Annotated in this window: 25 protein-coding genes and 1 other annotated feature; of the genes, 4 read left to right on the top strand and 21 right to left on the bottom strand. The window is 41.5% G+C overall.

Annotated elements, in window-relative coordinates; translation table 11 throughout:
- Nucleotides 1-56 precede the first annotated feature (56 nt).
- A complete protein-coding gene (locus tag ACH8E3_RS06445; RefSeq protein WP_458631797.1) occupies nt 57-674 on the bottom strand; it encodes an NAD(P)-dependent oxidoreductase in 618 nt (205 codons plus the stop codon).
- Nucleotides 675-1,406: 732 nt separating this feature from the next.
- Here ACH8E3_RS06445 and ACH8E3_RS06440 point away from each other — a divergent pair.
- Nucleotides 1,407-2,384 carry a tRNA dihydrouridine synthase gene (locus ACH8E3_RS06440; protein WP_458631796.1) on the top strand — a complete coding sequence of 326 codons (978 nt, stop codon included), beginning with the start codon at nt 1,407-1,409 and terminating at the stop codon, nt 2,382-2,384.
- 578 nt (nt 2,385-2,962) lie between these two features.
- On the opposite strand, the gene ACH8E3_RS06435 is transcribed toward ACH8E3_RS06440, so the two are convergent.
- The 7 genes from ACH8E3_RS06435 to ACH8E3_RS06405 form a co-directional block, all read right to left on the bottom strand.
- A complete protein-coding gene (locus tag ACH8E3_RS06435) occupies nt 2,963-3,070 on the bottom strand; it encodes a YjcZ family sporulation protein (protein ID WP_458631795.1) in 108 nt (35 codons plus the stop codon).
- A 289-nt stretch (nt 3,071-3,359) separates the two neighbouring features.
- A complete protein-coding gene (gene groL, locus ACH8E3_RS06430; protein WP_458631794.1) occupies nt 3,360-4,991 on the bottom strand; it encodes a chaperonin GroEL in 1,632 nt (543 codons plus the stop codon).
- Between the two features lie 65 nt (nt 4,992-5,056).
- On the bottom strand, nt 5,057-5,338 hold the full coding sequence (gene groES, locus ACH8E3_RS06425; protein ID WP_458631793.1) for a co-chaperone GroES: 282 nt from the start codon (nt 5,336-5,338) through the stop codon (nt 5,057-5,059).
- 226 nt (nt 5,339-5,564) lie between these two features.
- The gene (tatC, locus tag ACH8E3_RS06420) at nt 5,565-6,338 is read right to left on the bottom strand and encodes a twin-arginine translocase subunit TatC (protein ID WP_458631792.1); all 774 of its coding nucleotides are present in this window, start codon (nt 6,336-6,338) and stop codon (nt 5,565-5,567) included.
- A gap of 166 nt (nt 6,339-6,504) precedes the next feature.
- Nucleotides 6,505-6,732, bottom strand: a complete 228-nt coding sequence (locus ACH8E3_RS06415) for a twin-arginine translocase TatA/TatE family subunit (RefSeq protein ID WP_458631791.1) — start codon at nt 6,730-6,732, stop codon at nt 6,505-6,507.
- Nucleotides 6,733-6,894: 162 nt separating this feature from the next.
- Nucleotides 6,895-7,380 carry a MogA/MoaB family molybdenum cofactor biosynthesis protein gene (locus ACH8E3_RS06410; protein WP_458631790.1) on the bottom strand — a complete coding sequence of 162 codons (486 nt, stop codon included), beginning with the start codon at nt 7,378-7,380 and terminating at the stop codon, nt 6,895-6,897.
- Between the two features lie 30 nt (nt 7,381-7,410).
- A complete protein-coding gene (locus tag ACH8E3_RS06405) occupies nt 7,411-8,049 on the bottom strand; it encodes a 5-formyltetrahydrofolate cyclo-ligase (protein WP_458631789.1) in 639 nt (212 codons plus the stop codon).
- A gap of 221 nt (nt 8,050-8,270) precedes the next feature.
- Between ACH8E3_RS06405 and ACH8E3_RS06400 the strand changes: the two genes are divergently transcribed.
- On the top strand, nt 8,271-10,220 hold the full coding sequence (locus tag ACH8E3_RS06400; RefSeq protein ID WP_458631788.1) for an ABC-F family ATP-binding cassette domain-containing protein: 1,950 nt from the start codon (nt 8,271-8,273) through the stop codon (nt 10,218-10,220).
- 494 nt (nt 10,221-10,714) lie between these two features.
- On the opposite strand, the gene ACH8E3_RS06395 is transcribed toward ACH8E3_RS06400, so the two are convergent.
- The 9 genes from ACH8E3_RS06395 to cls all read right to left on the bottom strand — a co-directional run bounded on the left by ACH8E3_RS06395 (nt 10,715) and on the right by cls (nt 19,666).
- A complete protein-coding gene (locus ACH8E3_RS06395; RefSeq protein ID WP_458631787.1) occupies nt 10,715-12,229 on the bottom strand; it encodes a 2-isopropylmalate synthase in 1,515 nt (504 codons plus the stop codon).
- Between the two features lie 680 nt (nt 12,230-12,909).
- Nucleotides 12,910-13,189, bottom strand: a binding site (T-box leader).
- A 453-nt stretch (nt 13,190-13,642) separates the two neighbouring features.
- Nucleotides 13,643-14,695: a tRNA (adenosine(37)-N6)-threonylcarbamoyltransferase complex transferase subunit TsaD gene (gene tsaD, locus ACH8E3_RS06390; protein WP_458631786.1), complete on the bottom strand. Its 1,053-nt coding sequence runs from the start codon at nt 14,693-14,695 to the stop codon at nt 13,643-13,645.
- Between the two features lie 34 nt (nt 14,696-14,729).
- Nucleotides 14,730-15,224, bottom strand: a complete 495-nt coding sequence (gene rimI / locus ACH8E3_RS06385) for a ribosomal protein S18-alanine N-acetyltransferase (protein WP_458631785.1) — start codon at nt 15,222-15,224, stop codon at nt 14,730-14,732.
- Between the two features lie 16 nt (nt 15,225-15,240).
- The gene (gene tsaB / locus ACH8E3_RS06380; RefSeq protein ID WP_458631784.1) at nt 15,241-16,035 is read right to left on the bottom strand and encodes a tRNA (adenosine(37)-N6)-threonylcarbamoyltransferase complex dimerization subunit type 1 TsaB; all 795 of its coding nucleotides are present in this window, start codon (nt 16,033-16,035) and stop codon (nt 15,241-15,243) included.
- Nucleotides 16,036-16,037: 2 nt separating this feature from the next.
- Nucleotides 16,038-16,496 (bottom strand): tRNA (adenosine(37)-N6)-threonylcarbamoyltransferase complex ATPase subunit type 1 TsaE, encoded by a 459-nt coding sequence (tsaE, locus tag ACH8E3_RS06375; RefSeq protein ID WP_458631865.1) that lies wholly within the window; start codon nt 16,494-16,496, stop codon nt 16,038-16,040.
- Nucleotides 16,497-16,677: 181 nt separating this feature from the next.
- Complete coding sequence (locus ACH8E3_RS06370; RefSeq protein ID WP_458631783.1) at nt 16,678-16,869, bottom strand: H-type small acid-soluble spore protein; 192 nt, start codon at nt 16,867-16,869, stop codon at nt 16,678-16,680.
- Nucleotides 16,869-17,057, bottom strand: coding sequence for a hypothetical protein (locus ACH8E3_RS06365; RefSeq protein WP_458631782.1), 189 nt, complete (start codon nt 17,055-17,057; stop codon nt 16,869-16,871). The genes ACH8E3_RS06370 and ACH8E3_RS06365 overlap by 1 nt, the downstream gene beginning before the upstream one ends.
- Before the next feature lie 194 nt (nt 17,058-17,251).
- Nucleotides 17,252-18,082: a YitT family protein gene (locus ACH8E3_RS06360; protein ID WP_458631864.1), complete on the bottom strand. Its 831-nt coding sequence runs from the start codon at nt 18,080-18,082 to the stop codon at nt 17,252-17,254.
- A 153-nt stretch (nt 18,083-18,235) separates the two neighbouring features.
- Nucleotides 18,236-19,666: a cardiolipin synthase gene (gene cls / locus ACH8E3_RS06355; RefSeq protein ID WP_458631781.1), complete on the bottom strand. Its 1,431-nt coding sequence runs from the start codon at nt 19,664-19,666 to the stop codon at nt 18,236-18,238.
- A gap of 177 nt (nt 19,667-19,843) precedes the next feature.
- On the opposite strand from cls, the gene ACH8E3_RS06350 reads away from it, so the two are divergent.
- Together ACH8E3_RS06350 and ACH8E3_RS06345 are read left to right on the top strand one after the other, a co-directional pair.
- Nucleotides 19,844-20,842, top strand: a complete 999-nt coding sequence (locus ACH8E3_RS06350; protein ID WP_458631780.1) for a M23 family metallopeptidase — start codon at nt 19,844-19,846, stop codon at nt 20,840-20,842.
- Between the two features lie 102 nt (nt 20,843-20,944).
- Nucleotides 20,945-21,364, top strand: coding sequence for a bactofilin family protein (locus tag ACH8E3_RS06345; protein ID WP_458631779.1), 420 nt, complete (start codon nt 20,945-20,947; stop codon nt 21,362-21,364).
- A 71-nt stretch (nt 21,365-21,435) separates the two neighbouring features.
- On the opposite strand, the gene ACH8E3_RS06340 is transcribed toward ACH8E3_RS06345, so the two are convergent.
- From ACH8E3_RS06340 to ACH8E3_RS06325, 4 genes are all read right to left on the bottom strand, one after another.
- Nucleotides 21,436-22,227, bottom strand: a complete 792-nt coding sequence (locus ACH8E3_RS06340; protein WP_458631778.1) for an ABC transporter permease — start codon at nt 22,225-22,227, stop codon at nt 21,436-21,438.
- Nucleotides 22,211-23,122, bottom strand: a complete 912-nt coding sequence (locus ACH8E3_RS06335) for an ABC transporter ATP-binding protein (protein WP_458631777.1) — start codon at nt 23,120-23,122, stop codon at nt 22,211-22,213. Before ACH8E3_RS06335 ends, ACH8E3_RS06340 begins: the two co-directional genes overlap by 17 nt.
- 100 nt (nt 23,123-23,222) lie before the next feature.
- Nucleotides 23,223-24,173 (bottom strand): LCP family glycopolymer transferase, encoded by a 951-nt coding sequence (locus ACH8E3_RS06330; protein WP_458631776.1) that lies wholly within the window; start codon nt 24,171-24,173, stop codon nt 23,223-23,225.
- A complete protein-coding gene (locus ACH8E3_RS06325; protein WP_458631775.1) occupies nt 24,170-25,543 on the bottom strand; it encodes a sugar phosphate nucleotidyltransferase in 1,374 nt (457 codons plus the stop codon). Before ACH8E3_RS06325 ends, ACH8E3_RS06330 begins: the two co-directional genes overlap by 4 nt.
- Nucleotides 25,544-25,582 lie beyond the last annotated feature (39 nt).

The raw sequence follows: 25,582 nt of genomic DNA, 5'->3' as shown, positions 1-25,582 counted from the left end.
AAAACACTACGGGGGTCTTTCCGGATGCCTCGACGTCAGTGAATTTTTATAACTATCTAAGTAGAAATTGCAATTGATGTGTTTTCATATTGCGCATCCTTTAATGCTTTTAGGATAAAATGTGCAACGTCAGCACGTGGTATTGACCTTGATCCTTTTGGTAAACTCGTCGTAGATTCTCTATACTTTCCTGAAAGGGGCCGATTGGTTAACCCCATAGGTCTAACAATTGTATAGCTAAGTCCATGTGCTTCAATATAATCAGTGGCAGCCCGATGATCTGTTAGCGTATTCTTAAGTACTCTCATGATCAGTTTCCCGCTTATACCTGATAGTTCTTTATGAATTCCCGCTGAAGCGATGTAGACGATTCGTTTCACATCATGCTTCTGCATGCCAGTAACAATATTTTTCGTCATCTCTTGCAATTCTGTCGATTTTTTCATCCCTTGACTAGAGCCTAAGCATGACACGACAGCATCATGACCAGCAATTGCCGCTGCGACTTCTGCTTGATTGAAGGCATCTCCTTTTATAATAGTTAAATTCCCGTGTGTAAATTCTAGCTTTGTTGGTGTCCGTACAAAAGCCGTTACCTCAAAATCACTTTCTACTGCCTGCTTCAAGACAGATTGACCTACACCGCCGGTTGCGCCAAAAACAATAATTTTCATAGCACTTCACCTTTCTTTCCCATCATTATTCCAAACTCATGAATAAAATAAAAAAGGATCCCATTACTGCTTAGGTTAAATCACCATAAAATAATCAGTTGAAAGGATCCTTATGATGACTACTTTAGCGAAAATCTGCCTGAATTTCAATCAACGTATTGAACCGATTTGTCTATTGGTATAACATGGAGCATCCCATCTTTGCTATCGTGCCATCTCTTCATTTACAGATTTGTAGATTTGTTATTTGCTTATTTATTTCTAGTAGCCTAAATGAGCGTCCACCTCACCTTCCAACATCTCTTGCAACGTCTAGTAAACAACTCTTTCAATGCATTATATACATCATGTGCAGACACTAGTCTTTTCTCTTAACTAAACTCTCTTCATTGCCGTGTCACCCATAATCCCTTGTGCCTTTCCAACCTTTCTTATACTACTATTATTATAGATTCTAGAGTTTACACAATCTATTGTACAAGCTCACCAAATCGATTATACGTGCAGCGAACGGTAATGAGAACGTAAAGACATCATAAAATAAAACAGATGCCTATCTTCACTTGCTTCATACGTCAAGTATTGTCATACACAACCTACACAAATTTTAAAATTCGGACAAGCCGCATTTATCACGTCGGGCTTGTCATAATTACGAAAATGGGGCAAAATAGACATGCACTTCTTATAAATTCAACAACATGAAGTGTGCTGGGTAAAGGAGGAGATCATATGAGTAACGAACATAACTTTTGGCTTGATTTACCGAAGCCGTTTTTTATATTAGCACCCATGGAAGATGTCACAGATGTTGTATTTCGCCACGTCATTCGTGAGGCTGCAGCACCCGACGTCTTTTTCACAGAATTCACAAATACAGAAAGTTATTGTCACCCGGAAGGTAAACACAGTGTACTGCGACGGTTAACGTTCACAGAAGATGAGCAACCGATTGTAGCGCATATTTGGGGGGATAAACCCGCGTTTTTTGAACGGATGAGTATCGATATGAAAAAGCTTGGTTTTCGGGGGATCGATCTAAACATGGGGTGCCCCGTACCAAATGTCGCATCCAATGGACAAGGGGCTGGATTAATACAACGGCCTGACGTTGCAGCAGAACTTATTCAAGCAGCCAAAGCAGGTGGATTACCCGTTAGTGTGAAAACAAGACTGGGTTACAATGATATTGACGAGTGGCGCGATTGGTTAGAACATGTATTGAGACAAGATATTGCGAATCTCTCCATTCACCTTCGTACCAAAAAAGAGATGAGTAAAGCAGATGCACACTGGGAGCTCATCCCTGAAATAAAGAAATTACGCGATGACATTGCTCCAAATACGTTGTTAACCATTAATGGAGATATTCCTGACCGCGCAACGGGAATGAAATTAGTAGAACAATACGGCATTGATGGTGTCATGATTGGCCGTGGCATTTTCACCAATCCATTTGCTTTTGAAAAAGAATCGAAAGATCACAGCGTGAAGGATTTCCTCGAACTATTACTTTTACAGTTGGATCTTCACGATAAATATTCACAAGAAACCGACCCACGTCCATTTAAAGCACTTCATCGCTTTTTCAAAATCTATATTCGTGGATTCAAAGGCGCAAGCGATCTAAGAAACCAATTAATGGATACCAAGTCAACAGATGAAGTACGTTATTTAGTCAAACGTGTATTGGATGAGCAATTAGATTGAGGCATACCCCCTATATGAGAAAAATGAAAGACCTTCCATAAGTTCAATGAACTCGTGAAAGGTCTCTTATTTGTAAAGTTCATCTATAACTCGTGTACAATAAGTAATGCCACTTCGCCATTTGTCATGATTTCAACCAATATTTGTTGTGTTCCCAATTCTAACGGAATCAGAAGACCCTATTTACTTAACATTGAAGCAGCTAGAATTCTAACGGAACTGGATGACGCTATTACGCCGAAATGGATGATCGTAACCCTAAAAAGTAAAAATAAGCGTTGTCACTTCCGTTACAAATATATGCAACACTAAAATCACGATATAAGGGCTCTCATTTCCCTTAGAACAACGGAATTAGTTTAGCTGACCACATACAGCGATGTTACCCCGCAGAAATGATCAAAACCCACTATGCAGATAACCTAAACTTCGATCTTTAGCATGCAACGATGTTACTTTTATGTGATTTAGTTAATCATAAAAAACAACCCCACCGACCAATTAAGGTCGGTGGAGTTGTTTAATCAGGAAAGGCTTTCTTACCAATAATAATGGCTATCCATGTGCCGCGTATTAATTTAGATACAAAACGCGCTAGTGATAATAACCAACAATATGAACAATACTAATATCCCAGCTGAACCCATTCCACCAATTCCGCCTACTCCGCCAACTCCACAACCCATTGTAATTCCTCCTTTAATTTAGCTTACACCTTACTATATGGAGAAATATAAAATTAGGATTGGGTTTAATGGCAATGAAGATTTAAGATTTAATTCATGGGATCGACTAGGGCATAAAAACGATGACATAACCAACACGTATACCTTCATGTCACCAAGCGTAAAAAGAAAGAAGCCTCCCGCAAGTTCGCTTGAACTCATGAGAGGCTTCTAACTAACAACTATATGTTACCCAAGGGTTACCCTTGATACATTCCATCTGCGGTAGCATAAGGGTTTATTCCCCTTATTACATCATGCCGCCCATTCCACCCATGCCGCCCATATCAGGCATTCCAGCAGCACCTGCTGGTTCTGGCTTGTCAGCGATAACAGCTTCCGTAGTCAAGAACATTGCTGCAACGGATGCAGCGTTCTGCAATGCGGAACGAGTTACCTTCGCAGGGTCAACGATTCCAGCTTCGAACATGTTTACCCACTCATCCGTAGCAGCGTTGTAACCAATGCCGATAGCTTCTTTTTTCAAGCGATCCACGATAACTGAACCCTCTTGACCAGCGTTTGCAGCGATCGTGCGGATTGGTTCTTCAAGAGCGCGCAATACAATGTTCACGCCAGTTCTTTCGTCACCTTCTACATCCACAGCATTTACTGCGTTATATACGTTAACGAGTGCAGTACCACCACCGGATACGATACCTTCTTCAACCGCAGCGCGAGTTGCGTTCAAGGCATCTTCGATGCGTAGTTTACGCTCTTTCAATTCTGTTTCTGTTGCAGCTCCAACTTTGATTACCGCTACTCCGCCAGACAATTTAGCCAGACGCTCTTGCAATTTCTCTTTGTCGAAGTCAGAAGTGGTATCTTCCAATTGTGCTTTGATCTGGTTCACACGAGCATCGATGTCAGCCTTGTTACCAGCACCATCCACAATGATTGTGTTCTCCTTCGTTACACGTACTTGACGTGCAGTACCCAATTGCTCAATTGTAGCTGTCTTCAGATCAAGACCAAGTTCTTCCGTAATCACTTGTCCACCAGTCAATGCAGCGATATCTTGCAACATTGCTTTACGACGATCACCGAATCCTGGAGCTTTCACAGCAACTGCGTTGAATGTTCCACGCAATTTGTTCACTACCAACATTGCTAGCGCTTCGCCTTCAATATCTTCAGCGATAATCACAAGTGGCTTCGCTTGTTGAACAATCTTCTCAAGCAATGGTAGAACTTCTTGCGTGCTTGAGATTTTCTTATCTGTGATTAGGATGTATGGATTCTCAAGAACAGCTTCCATTTTATCCGTATCAGTAATCATGTAAGGCGAAATGTAACCGCGGTCGAATTGCATACCTTCCACGACTTCCAGCTCTGTTGCGAATCCACGAGATTCTTCAACCGTGATAACACCGTCATTTCCTACCTTTTCCATAGCTTCAGCGATCAATTCGCCGACTTCATCGTCACCAGCAGAGATCGATGCTACTTGAGCAATAGATTGTTTGCCTTCGATTGGTTTAGCAATGTTCTTCAATTCAGCTACAGCTGCTTTAACAGCCTTCTCGATTCCCTTACGAATAACCATTGGATTAGCACCAGCAGTTACGTTCTTAAGACCTTCACGGATCATCGCTTGAGCAAGAACAGTTGCTGTAGTTGTTCCGTCACCGGCTACATCATTTGTCTTCGTAGCTACTTCTTTAACCAGTTGAGCACCCATGTTCTCGAATGCGTCTTCTAGTTCGATCTCCTTAGCAATGGTTACACCATCATTTGTAATCAATGGGCTACCGAATTTCTTCTCCAGAACAACGTTACGTCCTTTTGGTCCCAAAGTAACTTTTACTGCATTAGCCAAAGCGTCCACACCACGAAGCATGGAACGACGAGCGTCTTCACTGAACTTAATTTCTTTTGACATCGTAATATAAACCTCCCTATGAATTATAAATTACATATTTAGAATCTTCGTAAGTTCCAGGTGTATTAACCTAGAATTGCATGGATGTCGCTTTCCTTCATAATCAAATACTCTTTACCTTCATATTTGATTTCTGTTCCAGCATATTTAGAGAAAAGAACCTTGTCGCCTTCTTTAACTTCAAGAGCAACACGAGCTCCATCTTTAACAGCTCCGCTACCTACAGCAATAACTTTGCCTTCTTGCGGCTTTTCTTTAGAGGAATCTGGAAGAACAATCCCGAATGAAGTTGTCTGTTCTTGCTCGATTGGCTCTACCAATACGCGGTCACCTAATGGTTTGATCATGAAAAATAGCCTCCTTAAACGAATATAGTATATTGTTGTGCAGTAACATCTTGACGAAATATGTATTAGCACTCAACAAGCATCAGTGCTAACAACCAATTTTTATGATACTCAATTTGGGCACTTTTTTCAAGTCCCTTTAGCTATTTTCTCAAAAAAAGTTATACGACCTCTATCATTCTATCCAGTCTTTCGTGAAATATGCTTCTATTTGGGTGAGTTTAAGTTATCTTCCATCCGATGCTTCCGAATAACGTTCTTCGAGCGCCGCATCTGCTGCTAATTGCTTGCGATATATTAAGGATGATAGGAACACACTAAATTCATATAACACAACGAGTGGGATCGCGACCAAGAAATCGGATATGAAATCTGGCGGTGTAATGACCACAGCAACAAATACAAGGACAAAGTAAGCGACTTTGCGCATTTTTCGTAACCGTAGCGGATTGAGAATTCTGATCTTGGTAAGGAACATGATGATAATAGGTAACTCAAATAACAACGCAAGAGGAATAACTAGTGAGAATAAGAAACTGAAATATTGGGTGATTCCGTACGTTTCTTGAAGTCCCATGCTTGCAGTCACAGCTCTACTAAATGATAAGGCCATCGGAAATACAATATAGTACGCGAAGCTAAGTCCGATTAAGAATAGAATACATACAAAAGGTACATATCGAAGTGAAGCCTTTCGCTCTTCTTCCCTAAGTCCTGGACTTACAAAAGCCCATAATTGATACACGATAGCTGGTATAGAAAGAACTAAGGAAATCCCCATCGCTATCTTCATATAGATACCAATACCATCCCAGAAGGAGAATGCGTTGAGCACATAATTCTTCGCATGATCTGCGTTCACTAAATAATGATAGATTGGATTGGCAAGAAACAGACCTATGACTAGACCTGCTAGGAAAATAATTAGTACGTAAATGATTCTCTTACGCAATTCACCCAAATGATCGAATATGGACATCTCATTACTTACTTCGGACATACTTGCCACCTCTAATCTTCATACGTTTTTGGACACAACAAGAAACGGCTAATCCGCACCTAAGTGAAGGGCGGTATCCGTCTATACAAGGAGTATAAGGATAAAGTATGCTACTCACGCTATACTTTATCCTTAATAAGTAAGTGCCAGATTAGCCTTTACTGCGTTATTCTGGTAAACGTCTGTTATCCTTCTCCTTAGCTACTACATCTACTTGTTGCACATCAGGTGCAGCATTAGGCTTGTTCTGTTCTTCCATCAACCCATTCGCTCCCGCCTTGAACTCACGGAATGTCCGTCCAACCGCACGGCCTAATTCTGGTAACTTATTCGGTCCAAAGAGCAATAGCGCTAATATCACTAGAAGAACAATGCCTGGTGTTCCAATTCCCATATCATTTGCCTCCTCCATATTGATCTATATCACTTAAGAGCTGGATGAACACGCCTGTCTCTATCCAACAAGATAAGGTCATTTCTAATAAACTAATTATACCATAACATAAATCACATCACACGATGATTTTAGAAGGATTTGATGAGATAAGGCTAGATTCTACTGGCGATATTGTCCTGTCACCATTAAGAGCGCTTCAGGTAGCTGATCCATAAGCGAGGCTAAGCATTCATGCACACCTCTTGGTGTACCTGGAAGATTAACGATAAGTGTACGACCTCTTATACCACAAATCCCGCGAAATAACATGGCTGAGCGATCCCGCCCCATCCAAGCACTCCGCATCGCTTCTGACATACCAGGCACTTCACGCTCAATGACTAGACTCGTGGCCTCCGGCGTAACGTCTCGAATCGCAAGCTCCGTTCCCCCAATGGTTAATATGAGATCTGACTTGAAATAATCCGTAAGTTCAATAAGTGAGGCCATGATTTCATCTTGTTCATCGGGGACGATTCTGTATTCTACAATCTCGCCACCCAATTCCTCTTCAACCAACTCCCGAATGACTTGTGCACTCGTATCTTCACGCTCACCCCTAGCCCCTTTATCGCTGGCTGTTAAGATTGCTGTCTTCCACAACATATGATCTCCCCACCTATCTATTGATATGAGTCACATACCCTCGCTATCTTCCTTAGAACAATCCATAACACCCTTCTCTGAGACTAGCAGATTCAGTCGTGTGTCATGCTCGCCCATAGGCACCTTGTCCACAATCTGCATATGAAATCCAAGTCCGATCATCACTGGCGGATTATTGGATTCGAACCATGGTTGTAATCGCTCATAGAGCCTGTCATAGTAACCACTTCCGTAACCCAATCTTCCCCCATTTCTATCAAATGCTAGTCCGGGGAGTACAATAACCTCTGGAACGAATGGATCGCTTAAGGCTGACGTATGTATAAGATTTGGTTCCTGTATCCCATAAGCACCGAAAGATAACTCATTCCAATCTTTGAGAGGACACAACTGCATAGAATAATCATTTGGATTACATTTCGGTACGAGCACTTGAATGCCGTTATTCCAACCCCACTCAACCAATGACCTCGTATTCAATTCTGAACGAAAAGGAATATATACTGCGAAGTTCTTGATCTGCATCGTACGGAATATATCTGTCAAGAATCCAATAGCCCTTCCAGACCACTGTTGACGCTGGTCCTCGGGTATGGTATTGCGAGCTCGTATTAATTGTGTGCGCATCTCTTTTTTGTGATTAAATATTGAATCATTCGTACCACTCATTCCTATACAACTGCCTTCTATATACATTCTTTAAATATCATTATATGGCCATGATTATCGCATGTTTCTTGACAATTTGTTACTTGTATTTGTCATATAGTGTATCACTATTGCCATCAATTCGCCAAGAATATACCGATCTCCTTCTCATAAGTCGCGTATTGCCTTGAATTCATGTAAAATAGCCGTTATATAAGGATATAGATGGAGGTTTCTAGCACATGTTACTTCAAGCTTCTGGTATAAAAAAATTGTACGGCGTCCATCCCGTTCTTGATGGCATTAATCTACAGGTTCTGGAGAAAGAACGCATCGGACTTGTCGGTGTCAATGGTGCGGGTAAATCCACACTTCTGCAGATTTTAGCTGGGGAGATCTCCCATGATGGAGGGCAAATCTTCAAAGCTAAGGAAACAACGATTGGATACCTTGCTCAGAATAGCGGTCTTCAATCAGATGGAACGCTTTGGGACGAAATGCTGAGTGTATTTACACCCTTAATTGAAGCAGAGCAAGAATTGCGTTCGATGGAGATCATGATTGCCGATCCGGATGCTATGGACAACCCTAAGAAATATCAGGACCTATTAGAACGGTATGCCTTTCGTTCCGATTGGTTCAAAGACCAAGGTGGATATGAAATGGAGACGAAGATCCGTAGCGTACTCCATGGTATGGGATTTGGGGATTTCGCACCAAATACACCTATTCATACACTTAGTGGCGGACAGAAGACCCGTCTTGCATTAGCACGCATTCTATTGCTAGCCCCAGATCTACTTATGCTCGATGAACCTACGAACCATTTGGATATTGCGACATTAACCTGGTTAGAAGATTACTTGCGCGCCTATTCCGGATCAATCTTAGTCGTCTCTCATGACCGTTATTTCTTAGATCGTCTGGTCAACACCATTGTAGAAATTGAGCGTCATCAATCTAAGCGTTACACCGGGAATTATAGTCGTTATATAGAGATCAAGGCGGCAGAGTACGAAGCCGAATTGAAACAATACGATAAACAACAAGGCGAAATTGCACGTATGGAAGAGTTCGTTCAACGTAACTTAGTACGTGCTTCTACAACCAAGCGAGCTCAAAGCCGTCGTAAGTCGCTTGATAAGATGGATCGTCTTGATCGACCGCAAGGTGATCTGAAGAAAGCTTCCTTTTCATTCGGAATAGAATACCCATCTGGCAAAGAGGTGTTGCAGGTGCGGGAGATATCTGTCGCCTTCGACCCGTTGAATCCTTTATTTCAGCATGCATCCTTTGATATGCGTCGAGGCGAGACCGTTGCGCTTATCGGACCTAACGGAATTGGTAAATCCACGTTGTTCAAATGTATGCTCGATACACTTACGCCTAATGCCGGTCAGATTCATTGGGGCACCAAAGTGAAGATTGGTTATTATGATCAGGAGCAGACGAACCTGAACTTTAAGAACACTGTCTTAGAAGAGTTGTGGAGCGAATACCCACATATGGAAGAGTCACGAATTCGAACGGTGCTTGGCAACTTTCTTTTCAGTGGAGAAGATGTTCTTAAGAAAGTCTCCGCACTTAGTGGTGGCGAGAAAGCTCGTGTAGCCCTGGCTAAACTTATGCTTCTAGAAGCCAATATGCTTATCCTCGATGAGCCTACGAACCATTTGGATCTAGTCAGTAGAGAAGTGCTTGAATCTGCCTTAATGGACTTCGAGGGTACCCTTCTATTTATTTCACATGACCGTTATTTCTTGAATAAAATGGCTGAACGGATTGTTGAGCTGTCATCTCATGGAACGGAGCAGTACCTTGGTAATTATGATGACTATATAGACAAGAAACAAGAACTCGCAGAAATACAACAAGAAGCAATGGAGTTAGCCGCCAAAACGTCATCACGTATGGACACAGCGTTGGATTCTACCGACAAGCCAGGAGCCTCTTCATTTGAAGCAGATAAATTAGCCAAACGTGAAGAGCGTAACCGTCAGCGCAGATTAGTTACACTAGAAGAGGAGATTCACACGTTAGAAGAAGACATCGAATCCCTTGAGGCCAAGATGGCTCTTCCTGAAATATTCCAAGACTATATAGCTTTACAAGAACATCAAGAGATGGTCAATACAAAGAAGAATTCTCTTGAGATTATTTATAGCGAATGGGAGCAACTTGCGGTAGATTAAGATTCCATACGATCATGACCAAATTGACCCGTTATGCAATGATAAATATAATAAAAAAAATAATTTAAAATCATAAAATTAGTTATGCACAATGTTATCCACTGAAATCCTGCATAACTCTCACTTTAAAATAGCCATTAGGGCTATTTTTTTAGGTTTTATGGGGATTTTAATAGAATTGGTCTTCTTATCCACTGAGTTATACACACTATCCACAATTTCAATGAAAAAAGTATCCACTGTTTCAAGATTCACTCAAAGCTATATATATTCCTAAATGGCTCCGTTTACACACAATTCTACTTGGATATGTGGATAACTTTGTCCACATCTTGACAAGAACATCTATCCTCCTACGAAAGCCCTTGATCGCTGAGAGTATCCTATACTAAACATTTATTAAACAAGAATGACGAACAGTCAAGCTTAGAATTTCCCCGCTTCACTATTCGTCATTCATACCTATTTGGTCTAACGATTATTCAGTTGGGTACTCACTTAAGTGCACTATTACAAGCAGCCACATAAGCAAGTCCAGCAGCCATCACGATATCTTGATGAATAGATGTGCCACGATACGTCTGTCCTTCCCACTTCACCGTTATAGCAGCTTCAGCATGTGCCTCTTCTCCTGTACTTAGAGAATGTAGTTCCAACTCTCCAAAAGTTATATCTGCTTCTATTCCTTGACCGATTGCAGAGATTAATGCTTCTAGCGGTCCCTTACCAACAGCCGTGTGCGTGGATTCTCGATCCTCATGTAGATGGCGTAGTGTGACCGTTGCGATACGTTCCTCTGCGCTACCCGCCTGTACCTGAACTTCTCCCAATTCAAGGTTCTGTATCCTTTGTCCTGTTGTTTGGCTGACCATCTTCAATAACATATCATCCGTAACGACCTTCAAGCGGTCTGCTGTTTCTTTAAAAACATCGTAAAGCACTTCCATCTCATCTTCATTCAACGTCATCCCGTACCGTGCTATACGATCCTTCAGTGCATGACGACCCGAGTGTTTGCCTAGAATGATCATATCTCGTGAAATACCTAGTGATTCAGGATTCATAATCTCATAGGTGCTTAGATCCTTCAGTAGTCCATCTTGATGAATACCCGACTCATGCTGAAAGGCATTACGACCCACAATAGGCTTGTTATATGAGATTGGAAAATGCATAGCATTACTAACCGCCCTTGATGCACCATATATCTTTTCCATCGAGATCCCGGTTGAGTAGTTCAACGAGTCCTTTCTAACTTCCAAAGCCATAACCAGTTCCTCGAGTGCACAATTACCAGTTCGCTCACCCACCCCATTGATAGTTACTTCAATCTGTGATGCACCATTCTGAATGGCAGCCAGACTATTGGCTACCGCAAGTCCAAGGTCATTATGGCAGTGAGCGCTATATAAGACGTCCGATCCACCTCTTGCACCTTCACGAACTCTACGAAACATATCCCCATACTCCTGCGGAAGTGCGTATCCTACGGTGTCGGGAAGGTTAATCATTGTCGCCCCTTCTTCGATTACAGCTTCTACCATCTCAATAAGGTCTGCTATGCCAGTACGAGCAGCATCCATCGCAGTGAATTCAACGTGGTCACTGAATTGTCTCGCATAGGCAGTCATCTCCCGAGCCTTCGCTACCGCTTCCTTACGACTTATACGTAATTGATGCTTCAAGTGGATATCCGACGATGATAGAAAGAGATGAATTCGACGTCGTGCAGCATCCCGTGTTGCCCTTACGGCAGCATCAATATCTCCTTTCACAGCTCTGGCGAACCCACAAATCTCAACTTGCTGGAACGCTCGGGATATCGCTTCTACCGCAGCAAATTCTCCTGGACTAGAGATGGGAAATCCCGGCTCTAACACATCTACTCCAAGCTCTACAATTTTGGCTGCAAGCTGTATTTTCTGGTCAGGATGTAGACTCGCCCCTGGTGCCTGTTCCCCATCACGTAACGTTGTATCGAATATCATAATCTTTGGTGCTGTTGTCATTGAAAAAACCTCCTAAGATTTATTGAAAAGCTATACTACTGAGCTATTACTTCGTTTCAAAAACTAGCTTCGAAAGCATACGCTTAATTTTTTTTGAAGTCATGCTCCTTGGCCAGTGCGTTTATGGGTCACATCTGACATCTTGTTCTGCCAACGACTTTAACTGCAGAACGTACAGCTAATTACTGTCAAACCCTCACTTTACGCCGTTTCCCCATTTTTAAGTGGAGGTTTTGCATCTATTTCTCTCGATCTCATCTTTACGCGTGAAACAACTGCATTTTTTGCATCTACTGACAAACGGGGACTTATATTTCCATTGATATGGGATATCTCGGAACTTAGTGGGGTAGGGATGGGATCACCCATGTTAGTTGCAAATTTGTCCTCTAAAATCACCACTGTTTCTCTTTCCCCACTTTAGCTGCTCAAACGACATCTAATTTCTCAAAAAAACTAACTTTCCGTGATTTTTGCAGTTTTAACTGTCATCCATGCACTTATTTCTCGCAAGCCAGCCTATTCTACTAATTTAAGTGTCATTTAGGTTCTTATCCCGTTACCGCGATCTTCCTCCTTCCGCAATTCACTTGGATACATCTAGAGGTCTCCCCAAAAAACTTAACCGTCCTATCTTCTATCATGCTGATATAACACAAAAAGCCTGCCATCTCTAATAAATAAGAGACGACAGGCTTTCACCTTCCGCGGTACCACTCTTGTTGGCGCATCGACATCATCTATGTCTTAGCACCCCACTTTGTTCTTTATGTTCGGTTGCTTCACCTTACATAAAGAGATCCATATAACGTTGGATAACCGAATCCATGTACACTTCTTATCGAAGTTCCAAGGATTAGACTCCCGGGCGAGATTCAAAGGGGCCTGTCACTGTGTCGCACCACTTCCACAGCTCTCTGAAGACATTATCCTTTTACTACTCCCGTTCATTGTCTGTTTCTATGCAATTCGTCCATAAATGTATACAAAAAAGCCCGTCATCTCTATATCAAGAGACGACAGGCTGTTCACCCTTCGCGGTACCACTCTTGTTGTCCTTCCTACCCACATGTAACATAGGATAATCGGAAGAACCACTCAAACGCCTGACAGCCATGACTTATCTTACTTAGAAATGGACTGTTAAGCTTGCCCTCTCACGGAGGCTAACGTAACGATGTACTTCCCCGGCGTGCACTACCGAGACTATGACGAATCGATACCCGTCATGTTCCATCGTTCCGCTCCCAAGCGAGTTCAGGCTCCTTCGACTGCGTCGCACCAACCCGCAGCTCTCTTCGTATTTCCCGGATTACCTTACTACTCTTGTTCATCGCGTTTACCATAATCTAAAATTTTTATAAGTATATCCATTTCATATTATTAAGTCAATGGGCTCTTTACCTATTCCCTTTAATCTACGTTATTGTTACCCCACTCTTCTAGCGATAGTTGGGGATCTGCTTTCATTTCAAGTGGTGTGAAATATTGCTGGCGCCATTTGATATACGCTGCTGCACCAATCATGGCTGCGTTATCTGTACAATATCCAAATGGTGGAATGCATAGATCGATTCCTTCCTCCACACATCTTCCACTTAGTTCCGTGCGTAACCCCTGGTTGGCAGCCACTCCACCGCATAATAACAATTGCTTCACATCGTAAGCTTTCACAGCAAGAATGGCCTTGGTAACTAACACATCTATAACCGACTCTTGAAATCCTTTGGCAATAGCAGCCGTAATCGGTGGGTCACCACGCATCTTGCGCTGATTGACCACATTTAATACGGCAGACTTCAACCCACTGAAACTAAAATCATATGAGCCAGATTCCAACCATGCACGCGGTAGTACTATTGATTCTTCAGACGCTATAGCCATACGGTCTACATAAGGACCCCCAGGATATGGAAAACCAAGAGCTCTTGCTACTTTATCGTAGGCCTCACCGACGGCATCATCTCTCGTTCTTCCGATCACTTTGAAACTTCCCTCTTCAGCTATATATACAAGTTCAGTATGCCCACCGGATACAACCAATGCCATGCAAGGATATTGAATATCTTGGACTAAGCGATTGGCATAGATATGTCCTGCAATATGATGTGTACCAATCAATGGTTTGGATAACGCGACGGAGAGACTCTTCGCGGCTACAACGCCTACTAATAGCGCACCTACAAGTCCCGGCCCTTGGGTTACGGCAATCGCTGATAGATCCGTCATAGGAATTCCAGCTGTTGCAACAGCTTCTTCAATCATAAGCGTAATACTCTCCACATGCTTTCTTGAAGCCACTTCTGGCACAACACCACCAAAAGCTTTATGTGTCTCAATCTGACTAAATATGATATTAGATAATACCTCAGATCCATCCTTCACAACGGCTACAGCCGTTTCATCACAGCTTGTCTCAATTGCTAATATATAACATGGGGTGTCGCTCTTCTCTTCTATACTCATGGATCTATACGCTTCCTTCCCTACTTCCGTACTCCTACTGCTGTGGTAAGTCTGCCCACATAATCATCGCATCTTCGAGATTATCTGAGTAATAACCTTTACGAACACCCACCGATTTAAATCCCTTCTTCTCGTATAAACGTCGAGCAATGTCATTGGACACCCTCACTTCTAGCGTCATACGCTCCATACCTTGATGCATAGCTGACTTCATTAATTCATCCAGTATACTCTCGCCTAATCCGCAACCTCGGTATGCTTCTAGGATCGCTACATTCGTGATATGGGCTTCATCTACAATCGTCCACATGCCCGCATAACCAATGGGATGTCCGTGTTTCTCCATAACGATATAATATGCAAAAAGATTGTTCATCAATTCATTACGAAATGCCGTTTCGCTCCAAGGTAATGTGAATGCATCATGCTCAATGATCATGACATCGGGAATATCTTCTAGACTCATCTTGCGAAAAGAGATTTCCTCTTGGACTACTGACTTATTATTATCATTATTATTCTGCTCCATCGTTCATCGACTCCCTTCACGGCTTCCGAAGGAGATTGACTTCGGCTTCCGTAAGTTGGGTATAGTTCGGAACCAATGTGTGGATATTATCCACTTCACCCTTAGAAAACCTTTGTTCCCCTAACATACCAATATAACGTGCCTCTAGATCATATGGAATAATATGAAGCCCCTCGCCAAGAATATCTTCTAGACGTTCTGCAGCTTCCCTATGAAGTTGAACATCTCCAACGAACCAGACATGACGTGGTTTCTCATGAGCCATTGAAGACTGTAGTCGATTCACTAGCTCATCAATCCATGTCTCCATCAGACGGATCGCATCCGGTTCAAGTCGGCTCGGCCTGCTTCCATCGGAAGAAGAGAATAAGGCTGTGAATACTTGACCACGTCTCGCATCCATTAGCGGAATCACCCATTCGGGATGATTCCGATTCTCCTGAACATCATGAGTATCTATTCCATGAGAATACCCACCATAAGCTAATGCATGTAAGCTGGATATGCCAACAATAGGTGTCTTAAGGGCCCATGCTAATGTTTTGGCTGCGGTGACAGCAATTCGTGTACCCGTATAAGAGCCCGGCCCTATGCCAACTGCTATGCCTTCCACCTCTGACGTTAATGTCCCTGATGCTTTTAGAACTTCGTCCACAATACTCAATACACGGATAGAATGATTTCGTTCGCCTAACTCGCTAATCTCATGCTTCACTTCTTTTCCAACCATCACTGCTGCCGTTAATGATGTTGTAGATGTATCCAATGCCAGTATTCGCATATGTAATTCTGGTGTATGTACGATATTCATGCTTACAAGACTCCATTCTTATTCAAGTTACGGCACCATTCTTCATAGGGTTGTCCATACCCTCGAATCGTGAATTCACGAGTTCCAGATACCATCGTCTCTATGGATAAATGCAAATGTTGTGCAGGCAATAAATCGCTAATAATATGAGACCATTCTACTAAGCTCACGCCATGACCATAGAAATATTCATCTAGTCCAAGCTCATCCGCTTCTTCCATAGATAGTCGATACACATCCATATGATAAAAAGGTACTCTACCTTCATATTCCTTAATAATTGTAAACGTAGGACTATTCACTATCCCTTTCACGCCTAGATGCTTAGCAAATAGTTGTGAGAATGCCGTTTTCCCTGCTCCTAAATCGCCATCTAGTCCAATCACTGTACCTGGTATCGCAACGTCAGCCAGCCAAGCGGCAAGTCTTTCTGTATCTTCTAAATCATCCGACGTATACATATATTGCTCTACTTCATTAACTCCCACGTTGAACCCACCTTTACGTTCATTTCCAACATCACATGACCTTTATTATATCGGTCTATGCTAGGAGCCGCAAGAATTGTCGTTCCTAAATAACAAAAGAACTCGAAACTGCTATAATACGCATTTCGAGTCCTGTTATTATTCTATACTTATTTCATGATGATGATGTTTCTTCACACAGACGATCTACGCTCACCGTATGCGTGTTGGTCGGACGTGCCCCTACCTGAACGGTTGCCATGCCATTTGCTTCATCTACATGTTCAATCCAGACGGGATCACCATCTAAATGAACAGCAATGGTATCTTTATCATGGTATATATCTACCGCTCTGCTTATATCCATCAGGATTGCTCCTTCTCATTATTATAGTCTAAGACGTTAGAACCCTCTGTTTCTGTTGAACCTTCAGATAAAATCAATTCCTCTAATGGAATGTCACCTACATACCCATTATTAATTGTGACTTGTCCACCTCCTAGTCCCTCATTTTGCATCCGATCAATCTCTTGTAAATAGGCTTCTTCGTTCACAACTTATCATTCCTTCCTGTTGATATGACATGTGATGGTTCGTATTTCATCCTACTCAATATACCCTGCATGATGAGCTGTCATTCATTTCACGTTATACCTGCGCAATCCAACACAAAAAAACGGTTATACCACCCAGCTTAGGAGTAGCACAACCGTTTTTTCGTACGATATTGATTGAAAACATATTGGATTTAATGGATGTCATTCTTCTTGAATCGTCCACCTTTGACATCATGAATGTTCCCAATGGCGACAAATGCATTGTTATCCCAATCCGATACAATTGATAATAATTTCGCTTCTTCAAGTCGAGTAATGACTACGAAGATCACCTTCTTACTATCTCCAGTATAGGCACCTTCACCTTCAAGATAAGTTACACCACGTCCGAGACGATGATTCAGAGCATCACCGATATCTTTATATTTATCACTAATAATCCATATTGATTTCGATTGATTCATACCTTCATTGGTTACATCAATTAATTTGAATGCTATATAGTATGCAATTAGAGAATACATCGCATGATCCCATCCAAAGAAGAAACCAGCACTGCTCAGAATAAATACATTAATAAACATAACGACTTCGCCAACAGAGAACGGAGACTTCTTACTTAATAGTATCGCTATAATCTCCGTACCATCCAATGATCCACCTGCTCGAATAACAAGTCCTACACCGAATCCAAGAATAACACCACCAAATACGGAACTAAGAAATGGATCATCGGTAAAGGGTTGGATTGGATGTAATAAGTACGTTCCAATGGACATCACGATAATAGAGAATAACGTGGAGAGTGCGAACGTCTTTCCGATTTGTTTGTATCCTAGAAATAGGAATGGAACGTTGAGTAAAGTTAGAAAAATACCTAGTGGTAACTTAGTGAAATACGAAAGAATAATGGATATCCCTGTAATTCCACCGTCAATAATATCATTCGGAACTAGAAATATTTCAAGTGCTACGGATACTAACCCTGCTCCTATAAGCATCATAATGATTCGTAATAACATTCTTCTTGTTGATGGCTTAGTGTTAGGTAGACTAACTTCAGCTATTGGAATATTGTTGTTAAGGACATCTTCCTGCGTTATCACACATTCCCCCCTGTCATCCATATCCTTCATCACAGATTTTATTTCTAATATTATATCACAGTCTTTTTCTTATAATAAGGGGGATAGCAATCTGCATAAAATTTCTAATCCTTTTTGCCAACGAGACCTTAAGCTAAATTCATGTGGGATAATTTCTGAACACACTTCAAGATCATTTAAGAAGTCTTTCTCAACACGATCTATAGACTCTTGATCAAATAACACTGCTGCCAATTCGAAATTACAGAAAAAACTTCGCATATCCATATTTGCTGTTCCTATTGTAGTTATTAAATGATCAATGATCATCGTTTTGGCATGCATAAATCCTTTGTGGTACTGATACACACGTACACCCGCATCTAATAAGTCTCCCACATGCGAGAGAGATGCCATATGGACCCATTTAGAATCGGGTATGTATGGAATGATAATACGCACATCCACTCCACTAAGCGCGGCAGTCTTAAGTCCCTGACTAATGCCACGATCTGGAACAAAATAAGGCGACGTGATCCAGATCCGTTCGCTTGCTACCGTAATTGCTCCAAAACACAATTCCTGTAGAGCATCTCTCACCTGATCTGGGCCACTGCTAAGAAGCTGAATTTGCTGCGTGCCACAGCATTCATGCACGGGAAACATGCTAGCATCTTTTACACGTTCACCGGAAGCCAGCATCCAATCATGAAGAAATATCGTCTGCAGATCATATACAACATCACCTTCAAGTTCCAAGTGAGTATCTCGCCAATGTCCTATTTCTGGATATAGACCTAAATAGTCATCTCCCACATTCAAACCACCTGAGAATCCTTTTAGACCATCGACAATGACAATTTTACGATGATTCCGATAATTAATTCTTCGTCTTAACATAGAAATACCGAAGGGTAGGAAAAAGTGAAATTCGATACCTGTATTTTTAAATTTCCGAATAAATGAGCTTTTCAAATGATAACTTCCTATACCATCACACATCACACGTACTTTGACCCCTTCACGTGCCTTTCGGACCATTACTTCTTGAAATTCAGTTCCAATCATATCTGCTCTAAAAATATAAAATTCTACATGTATATGGTCCTTCGCTACTTCCATAGCTGCAAGCATAGCTTGATAAGCGGCTTTGCCATCCGTAAGAACTCTACTGTCATTGCAAGATGTTATCGATCCACCTGGAAGATGAGTCAGTAATTGAAACAATCGCTTTTGATGTCTGAATTGGTTGTTCTTCAATACTTCTACATCATGATTAGCATGATCTTCCTTCTTCGATTGTAAAGGTTCCTCTTGTTTGATCTTAAATTCTGTTGTGTGCTCATGTGTAAGTCTAATGTAGTCTCTACCCACAAAGTAATAGATTACAAATCCAACGATAGGGCAACAGAACATAATAAATATCCATGAGAGCGCTTTGGTTGTATTACGAAACTCCAATAGTAGAATGACTGCGATTTGAACAATAAAGATAGATAATGCAACAACCAACCATATCATACAGCGTCCCCTTTTCTTCTTTTTCTTCTTGAAAAATATTGTACTAGTGATCCGCTATCTAGACATCTATTTCTAATATTCTCTCAACAAAGTAGACATGTTTAGAGAATACACAGAATAAATAGTATATAAGCGAATTTATCCATTTCTGAATCAACGAATAGAAAGGAGTTGCTTATGAAACGCTTAAAGACGAAACAACCCTTGACTCTATTGGTCCTTCGAGATGCACAACATAGTGTTAAGCAGATGCATGTATCGAAGCCTTTATTAATTATCGTGCCTACTGTTGCTATTCTATCCATTACCGGACTCATTATTTCCTTACAAGTTCATTCTTCCCAGATCATTTCGAGGATGGAGAACGAATTGCAATTGCAGCATATCTCTAATCAGCAGATGGAGATCACGGTCAGTGATCGAGAAGAAGCTCTCTCGAAATTACAGAATGAAATTATGCAATTATCTACAGATGCTTCGGATATGAAAGCGAAGATGAAGCGTGTAAGTGAACTAGAGCAGGAGTTGCAACAATTTATTTATAAGAATGATACGACGAGTATGACACCACGACGTGTTGATGCTAAAGGTAGCCCAACCATGACTATCCATGATTCACCTTTACATGTCGGTGGCGAGTTTATTGCTGTACACACAAACGAGACCCTCGATCTCTCGCAAGAAACGAAAGATGACTACAAGGAAATACGCGAACTCATTCAATCGATGGAGAGCCATATTCCAAGTATTCTTGAGAAGGCCCAAGCGACACAAGATACGTTGGCAGGTATTCCAGATATGTGGCCAACCACTTCTCACGTAATATCTTCAAGCTTCGGTTATCGAAAAGATCCATTTACCGGTAAAGCAGCGTATCATGCAGGTATCGATATTTCGGGTAACACTGGGGATCCCGTCTATGCTGCTGGGACAGGTAAAGTTCTACAAGCTGAACGTCTCGGTGGACGAGGACTATATATTCAGATTGAACATCCCAATGGATTAAGAACTTCTTACATGCATTTAAGTAAAATTGAAGTGTCTGTCGGTGATGTCATTTCTAAAGGCGATGTTATCGGAAAAGTTGGCAGTACAGGTCGAAGTTCAGGAGCTCATCTCCATTTCCAAGTTGAAAAGAAAGATCAAACAGTCAATCCCCTACCCTTCATTGAATAAGTGTTGCTCTTCAAAAACTAAGTTTATGCTTTCGAAGCCAGTTTTTGAAACGTAGTTGAATCAGGATGTAATGCTCTTCAAAAACTTTTAGGAGGTCATACCATGGTGAGATCAAAAAGGAAGGAAAAGGAATCCCTCGCAACAGACACGCTTATTGGACAAGGATCGGAGATGACTGGCAAGCTAAAGTGTGAGGCTAATCTGCGCATTGAAGGGAAATTTAATGGCGAAATTGAAAGTACTCAAGACGTAACGGTTGGAGAATCTGCGGAAGCACGTTCGAATATATACGCTAGAGAAGTCATCATTGCTGGGAAAGTATACGGAGACATTTCAGCAACTGGCAAGCTGACAATTACACCTACGGGACAAATGTTCGGTGATGTCTCTTCATCTTCTCTCATCATTATGGAGGGTGGCGCTTTAAGTGGCAAAAGCACCATGAGTCCTACCGTAGATAATCCTTTGTTGGACAAGTCGAAGGTTGGTTCACCCCGTGTGTTACACACCGAGGTTGGCTGATGCCAACAAAGCCCTGCAGGTTAGAGTTACCTCCACGCTGCAGGGCTTTGTTGATCACAATGTATAGAACATTATGTAGCAACATCACGTTTCTTAAATACGTACCATGATAGGAATATGAATATAGCACAATAACAAGCCAGAATTACAATCGAGAAGGTCAACGTTGAGCCTGCTGGTCCTTGCGAGCTATGAATGTATCCTTTTAAATCCATATGCGTAAATAGTACGTACTTCATCCATTCATATCGATCGGGACTTAGAATAGTCAGAAAGATATCTTTAGTGAATAAGATAAACAATGACATCGCAATAGCAAACGTGCTAGACCGAAATAGTGTGGATATCATAAACGCAATCATCATAATGATGAGAAGCTGGATATAACTACTTCCAAGAGTTAAGAATGTATACGAGCCATTACTCCAATCACTAATGAACATTCCTGAACTGCCCTCATAGTTAAACCATATATTCGACGAAAGGAAGGTAAGCCCGAACAGTACCAACGTACTTAATAGACTGAACATGATCACAGAAGTGAATTTGGACAATAGTATTTTAGAGCGACTCCATGGTCTGATTAGCAGTAATTTAATCGTTCCACCAGAGAACTCGCTTGCTACAGAATCTGCTGAAATGACTACCACAAATATAATATTCAGGAAAAAGGTTATCGTCATCGTTAACATCGTCACTTCCCATACGTTGGGTAGTTCACTGGATTGAGATGAATAGAAAATAATAGGCATAACTATACTGAATATTGCCAGAATACTAAGCATGATCCAAGTACGAAGTCGACGATAAATCTTGATGTTCTCATTTAATATCAGATTATAAAAGTTAGACAATATGTTCACTTCCCGTCATTTCCAAAAATTGATCTTCTAACGTACGCGTAACCTCGCGAATTCCGTATACTTTAATCCCCGCTTGAACAAGACGTGCATTTATATCTGCGACTTCTTCACGTGATATTTTCAAGATCAAGTGACTGTTTTCTACGCGATTCACACCTAATAGTTCTGCTGCACGTTGGGGTTGATCTACTTCAAAGGATGTCTCTGTTGCTGATACAGCCACCCCATCGATATTCTTCAACTGACGAACATCAATTAGCTGGCCATTCTGAATAATAGCTACGCTATCACACATCAGTTCCATCTCAGATAATAAATGACTGGATACAAATACTGTTGTTCCTTCTAGTCTACATAGTTCTCTTAGATAGTCTCTTAATTCTCTAATCCCTTGCGGATCTAATCCATTCGTTGGCTCATCCAGAATAAGAAGCTTCGGATGATGAAGTATAGCCTGAGCTACCCCTAATCTTTGTCTCATACCAAGGGAGTATGTTTTTACTTTGTCATGAATTCGCTTATCTAACCCAACAATTTGGATAACCTCGTCAATCCGTTGCTTCGTGACGCCAGGCATCATCCGAGCGAACTGGCGCAAATTCTGATATCCACTTAGATATTTATACATTTCCGGATTTTCAACAATAGCCCCCACATGAGCAATAGCTGCTTCGTAATCATCCTTAATGCTGTGTCCATCTATCGTGATGTCACCCTTGGTCATCGATATCAAACCAACCATCATACGAATGGTCGTCGTTTTGCCCGCACCATTCGGACCTAGAAATCCAAATATCTGTCCGGGCACAATAGCCAGATTGAGGTTATCTATGATGACCTTAGATGATATAACCTTCGATACATCTATCAATCTCACAACCGGTTCTTGCTCCATCTTGATCACCCCTTAATCGTAACGAGAACATCATTAAACGATTGATCTCTACACATAAGTATAGCATATTGCTTGAATGATTTTCCTTTTTAAGGATTCGTTATCTGTCTAAATGCTCCTCAATTAAGTTATGGACACGTTCTTTCTCCGCTGCTTGAATGATGTAGTAATAGATACCATTTATTCTTTTGCCTTGACCCTTCAACTCTAGCGTCTCAATCTTGTCTAGGTCGGCTCGGTAATCTGTCATGAATTTCTTCATTTCGTCAAAAGTAATATCTGTCTTCACATTGTTACCAACTTGCTTAAGCATGGACTGGACGCGAACGATATTCATGATTTGTAAGGCATTCTTCATCGTCTGCTTCAGTACCTCGCGTTGCCTATGGTTACGTCCTAAATCCCCACGTGGATCATCATATCGCATCCGCGAATAAGCAAGTGCCTCCGCACCGCTTAATTGTAAGAGTCCTTTCGAGAAATTATGACCTTCATATTGAAAAGCGAACGGATTATCCACCTTAACTCCACCCAGTAAATCTACAATCTGACTGAATCCTTCCATATTCACCTTGATATAATAATCCATTGGGATCGTTAAGAGGTTCTCCACCGTCTGAATGGACATGTTCACGCCACCAAATGCATACGCATGATTAATCTTATCTACCTTGCCACGTCCAATAATCTCTGTACGAGTATCCCTAGGAATATTAAACATCAAAATCGATCTTTTCGCAGGATTCACACTGAGTACAATCATCGTATCCGACCGACCCACATCATATTCCCGTTCATCCACACCTAAGACTAACACCGTATAAGACTCTCTCTCATCCAGTCTTACGGGTTCTTGTTCATGATCTTCTGGCGTTGGGTTACTGGGGTTTATTATCACCACAGGTTTCTTGGCAATCTCGGAACGCACTCTAGGTTCATAGATGGCTTCAGCTGTCGATTTCACTGATCCGTACAGATACATCCCATAGCCAACTGTCGTCATTACCACTAAGAATATGACTACCCATGTTACTCTCATCCAACGTTTCATAAGGAGTACCTCTGTATCTCAGACCATACCATACTTAAGCGAATGACATCTTCTTCTACTAGTTCACTACCTAGTTGTATTTCGATAATCTCTAAATCGTGAATGGCTCTTACACTATGGCGACTATTCGCTGGAATTTCAAGAACATCACCACACTTGATCATTCGATGCTGTTCATTCAAGACGAACTCACCCTCACCTGAGATTACCGTCCATAGTTCTTTTCTTTTCCGATGATATTGATAGCTTAGATGATGACCCGCCCGAATACATATTCGCATGGTAAGCACTTCTAGCAATTCTGCGTTCTTAGAATGATCAAGAACTTGATAATGTCCCCATCTACGTTCTTCATACATTGGACGGTCACTCATTCCCTTCAATATATCTTTGATTCTCGGACTTGCTTCTTTATCACTTACCAGAATGCCATCAGGACTTGTCGCTACAACGATATTGGATAGTCCTATAATGGTTACTGGAATATTAAGTTCATTAATCAGGTGTGTATTTATTGAATCCGTAGATACAACGCCTTTGCCAAGAACAGGAGAACTCATCTCTTCGGTCAATGTGTTCCACGTTCCAAGATCTTTCCAGCTTCCTTCATAAGGCGATACGACTAATCGAGTAGCTCTCTCGACAACTTGATAATCGAAACTAATCTTTGGTAGTTTATTGTATTGTTTGAGCACTTCTTCATAATGTAAAGGTATATTCATGGTGATCAAGAGGTTGATTAGATATTCTAACTTGAATGCAAATACCCCACAGTTCCACAATGCCGACTCCTGTATCATAGCTATCGCTTCTTCTTGACATGGTTTCTCTTGGAATTGTCTAACGGCCAAATAATCAACGGAACAGCTATCGATATCACGAGATTCAGGGATAATATAACCATACTTCTCAGAAGGATACGTGGGCCTCACTCCAATAAGGGCTATATCTGCTTGCGATCGGTCTAGGATCGAATCGAGCTCTTGAATTTTATGAAAGAAATCTATCTCAACATATGGATCTACCGGAAGGACAACAACGGTATCCTGAAGACGAATACCTTTCATTGAATATAAATACGTGGCTGCTAAAACAATGGCTGGGAATGTATCTCTGCGCTCAGGTTCTACAATTAGTTTCGCTTGATTGCCTAATTGGTTCTGCAAGATTTCTACCTGTGTCTTACTTGTTGCGATATGCGTATCTTGAACGAGTCCGTTAATCTCAAGCTGTCTCCATACCCTCTGTACCATAGACTCCCTAGATCCATCTGACTTCTCCAGCATTCTTAGAAATTGCTTCGAACGTGAGTCATTCGATAGTGGCCATAAGCGCTTTCCAGACCCACCAGATAATAGAATTAGTTGCACGTACGGTTCACCTTCTTTTATTAGACTCTTGGGATTGTT

The sequence above is a fragment of the Paenibacillus sp. CMAA1364 genome (genome assembly GCF_054373195.1).
The sequence above is the reverse complement of the archived record's forward strand: the minus strand, read 5'-3'. Positions and strand labels throughout refer to the sequence as shown.

Excerpts from the sequence above, each read along its gene's own strand:
- ACH8E3_RS06330 (WP_458631776.1), bottom strand. The coding sequence starts at position 24,173 with ATGAAACGTTGGATGAGAGTAACATGGGTAGTCATATTCTTAGTGGTA.
- groES (WP_458631793.1), bottom strand. The coding sequence starts at position 5,338 with ATGATCAAACCATTAGGTGACCGCGTATTGGTAGAGCCAATCGAGCAA.
- groL (WP_458631794.1), bottom strand. The coding sequence starts at position 4,991 with ATGTCAAAAGAAATTAAGTTCAGTGAAGACGCTCGTCGTTCCATGCTT.
- tsaB (WP_458631784.1), bottom strand. The coding sequence starts at position 16,035 with ATGAATATCGTACATACACCAGAATTACATATGCGAATACTGGCATTG.
- tatC (WP_458631792.1), bottom strand. The coding sequence starts at position 6,338 with ATGTCCGAAGTAAGTAATGAGATGTCCATATTCGATCATTTGGGTGAA.
- ACH8E3_RS06435 (WP_458631795.1), bottom strand. The coding sequence starts at position 3,070 with ATGGGTTGTGGAGTTGGCGGAGTAGGCGGAATTGGTGGAATGGGTTCA.
- ACH8E3_RS06350 (WP_458631780.1), top strand. The coding sequence starts at position 19,844 with ATGAAACGCTTAAAGACGAAACAACCCTTGACTCTATTGGTCCTTCGA.
- ACH8E3_RS06445 (WP_458631797.1), bottom strand. The coding sequence starts at position 674 with ATGAAAATTATTGTTTTTGGCGCAACCGGCGGTGTAGGTCAATCTGTC.
- tsaE (WP_458631865.1), bottom strand. The coding sequence starts at position 16,496 with ATGTATACGTCGGATGATTTAGAAGATACAGAAAGACTTGCCGCTTGG.
- ACH8E3_RS06440 (WP_458631796.1), top strand. The coding sequence starts at position 1,407 with ATGAGTAACGAACATAACTTTTGGCTTGATTTACCGAAGCCGTTTTTT.
- cls (WP_458631781.1), bottom strand. The coding sequence starts at position 19,666 with ATGATATGGTTGGTTGTTGCATTATCTATCTTTATTGTTCAAATCGCA.
- ACH8E3_RS06410 (WP_458631790.1), bottom strand. The coding sequence starts at position 7,380 with ATGTTGTGGAAGACAGCAATCTTAACAGCCAGCGATAAAGGGGCTAGG.
- ACH8E3_RS06370 (WP_458631783.1), bottom strand. The coding sequence starts at position 16,869 with ATGGATATAAGCAGAGCGGTAGATATATACCATGATAAAGATACCATT.
- ACH8E3_RS06405 (WP_458631789.1), bottom strand. The coding sequence starts at position 8,049 with ATGAGTGGTACGAATGATTCAATATTTAATCACAAAAAAGAGATGCGC.
- ACH8E3_RS06360 (WP_458631864.1), bottom strand. The coding sequence starts at position 18,082 with ATGTTATTACGAATCATTATGATGCTTATAGGAGCAGGGTTAGTATCC.
- ACH8E3_RS06345 (WP_458631779.1), top strand. The coding sequence starts at position 20,945 with ATGGTGAGATCAAAAAGGAAGGAAAAGGAATCCCTCGCAACAGACACG.
- ACH8E3_RS06415 (WP_458631791.1), bottom strand. The coding sequence starts at position 6,732 with ATGGGAATTGGAACACCAGGCATTGTTCTTCTAGTGATATTAGCGCTA.
- ACH8E3_RS06400 (WP_458631788.1), top strand. The coding sequence starts at position 8,271 with ATGTTACTTCAAGCTTCTGGTATAAAAAAATTGTACGGCGTCCATCCC.
- tsaD (WP_458631786.1), bottom strand. The coding sequence starts at position 14,695 with ATGAGTATAGAAGAGAAGAGCGACACCCCATGTTATATATTAGCAATT.
- rimI (WP_458631785.1), bottom strand. The coding sequence starts at position 15,224 with ATGGAGCAGAATAATAATGATAATAATAAGTCAGTAGTCCAAGAGGAA.
- ACH8E3_RS06335 (WP_458631777.1), bottom strand. The coding sequence starts at position 23,122 with ATGGAGCAAGAACCGGTTGTGAGATTGATAGATGTATCGAAGGTTATA.
- ACH8E3_RS06395 (WP_458631787.1), bottom strand. The coding sequence starts at position 12,229 with ATGACAACAGCACCAAAGATTATGATATTCGATACAACGTTACGTGAT.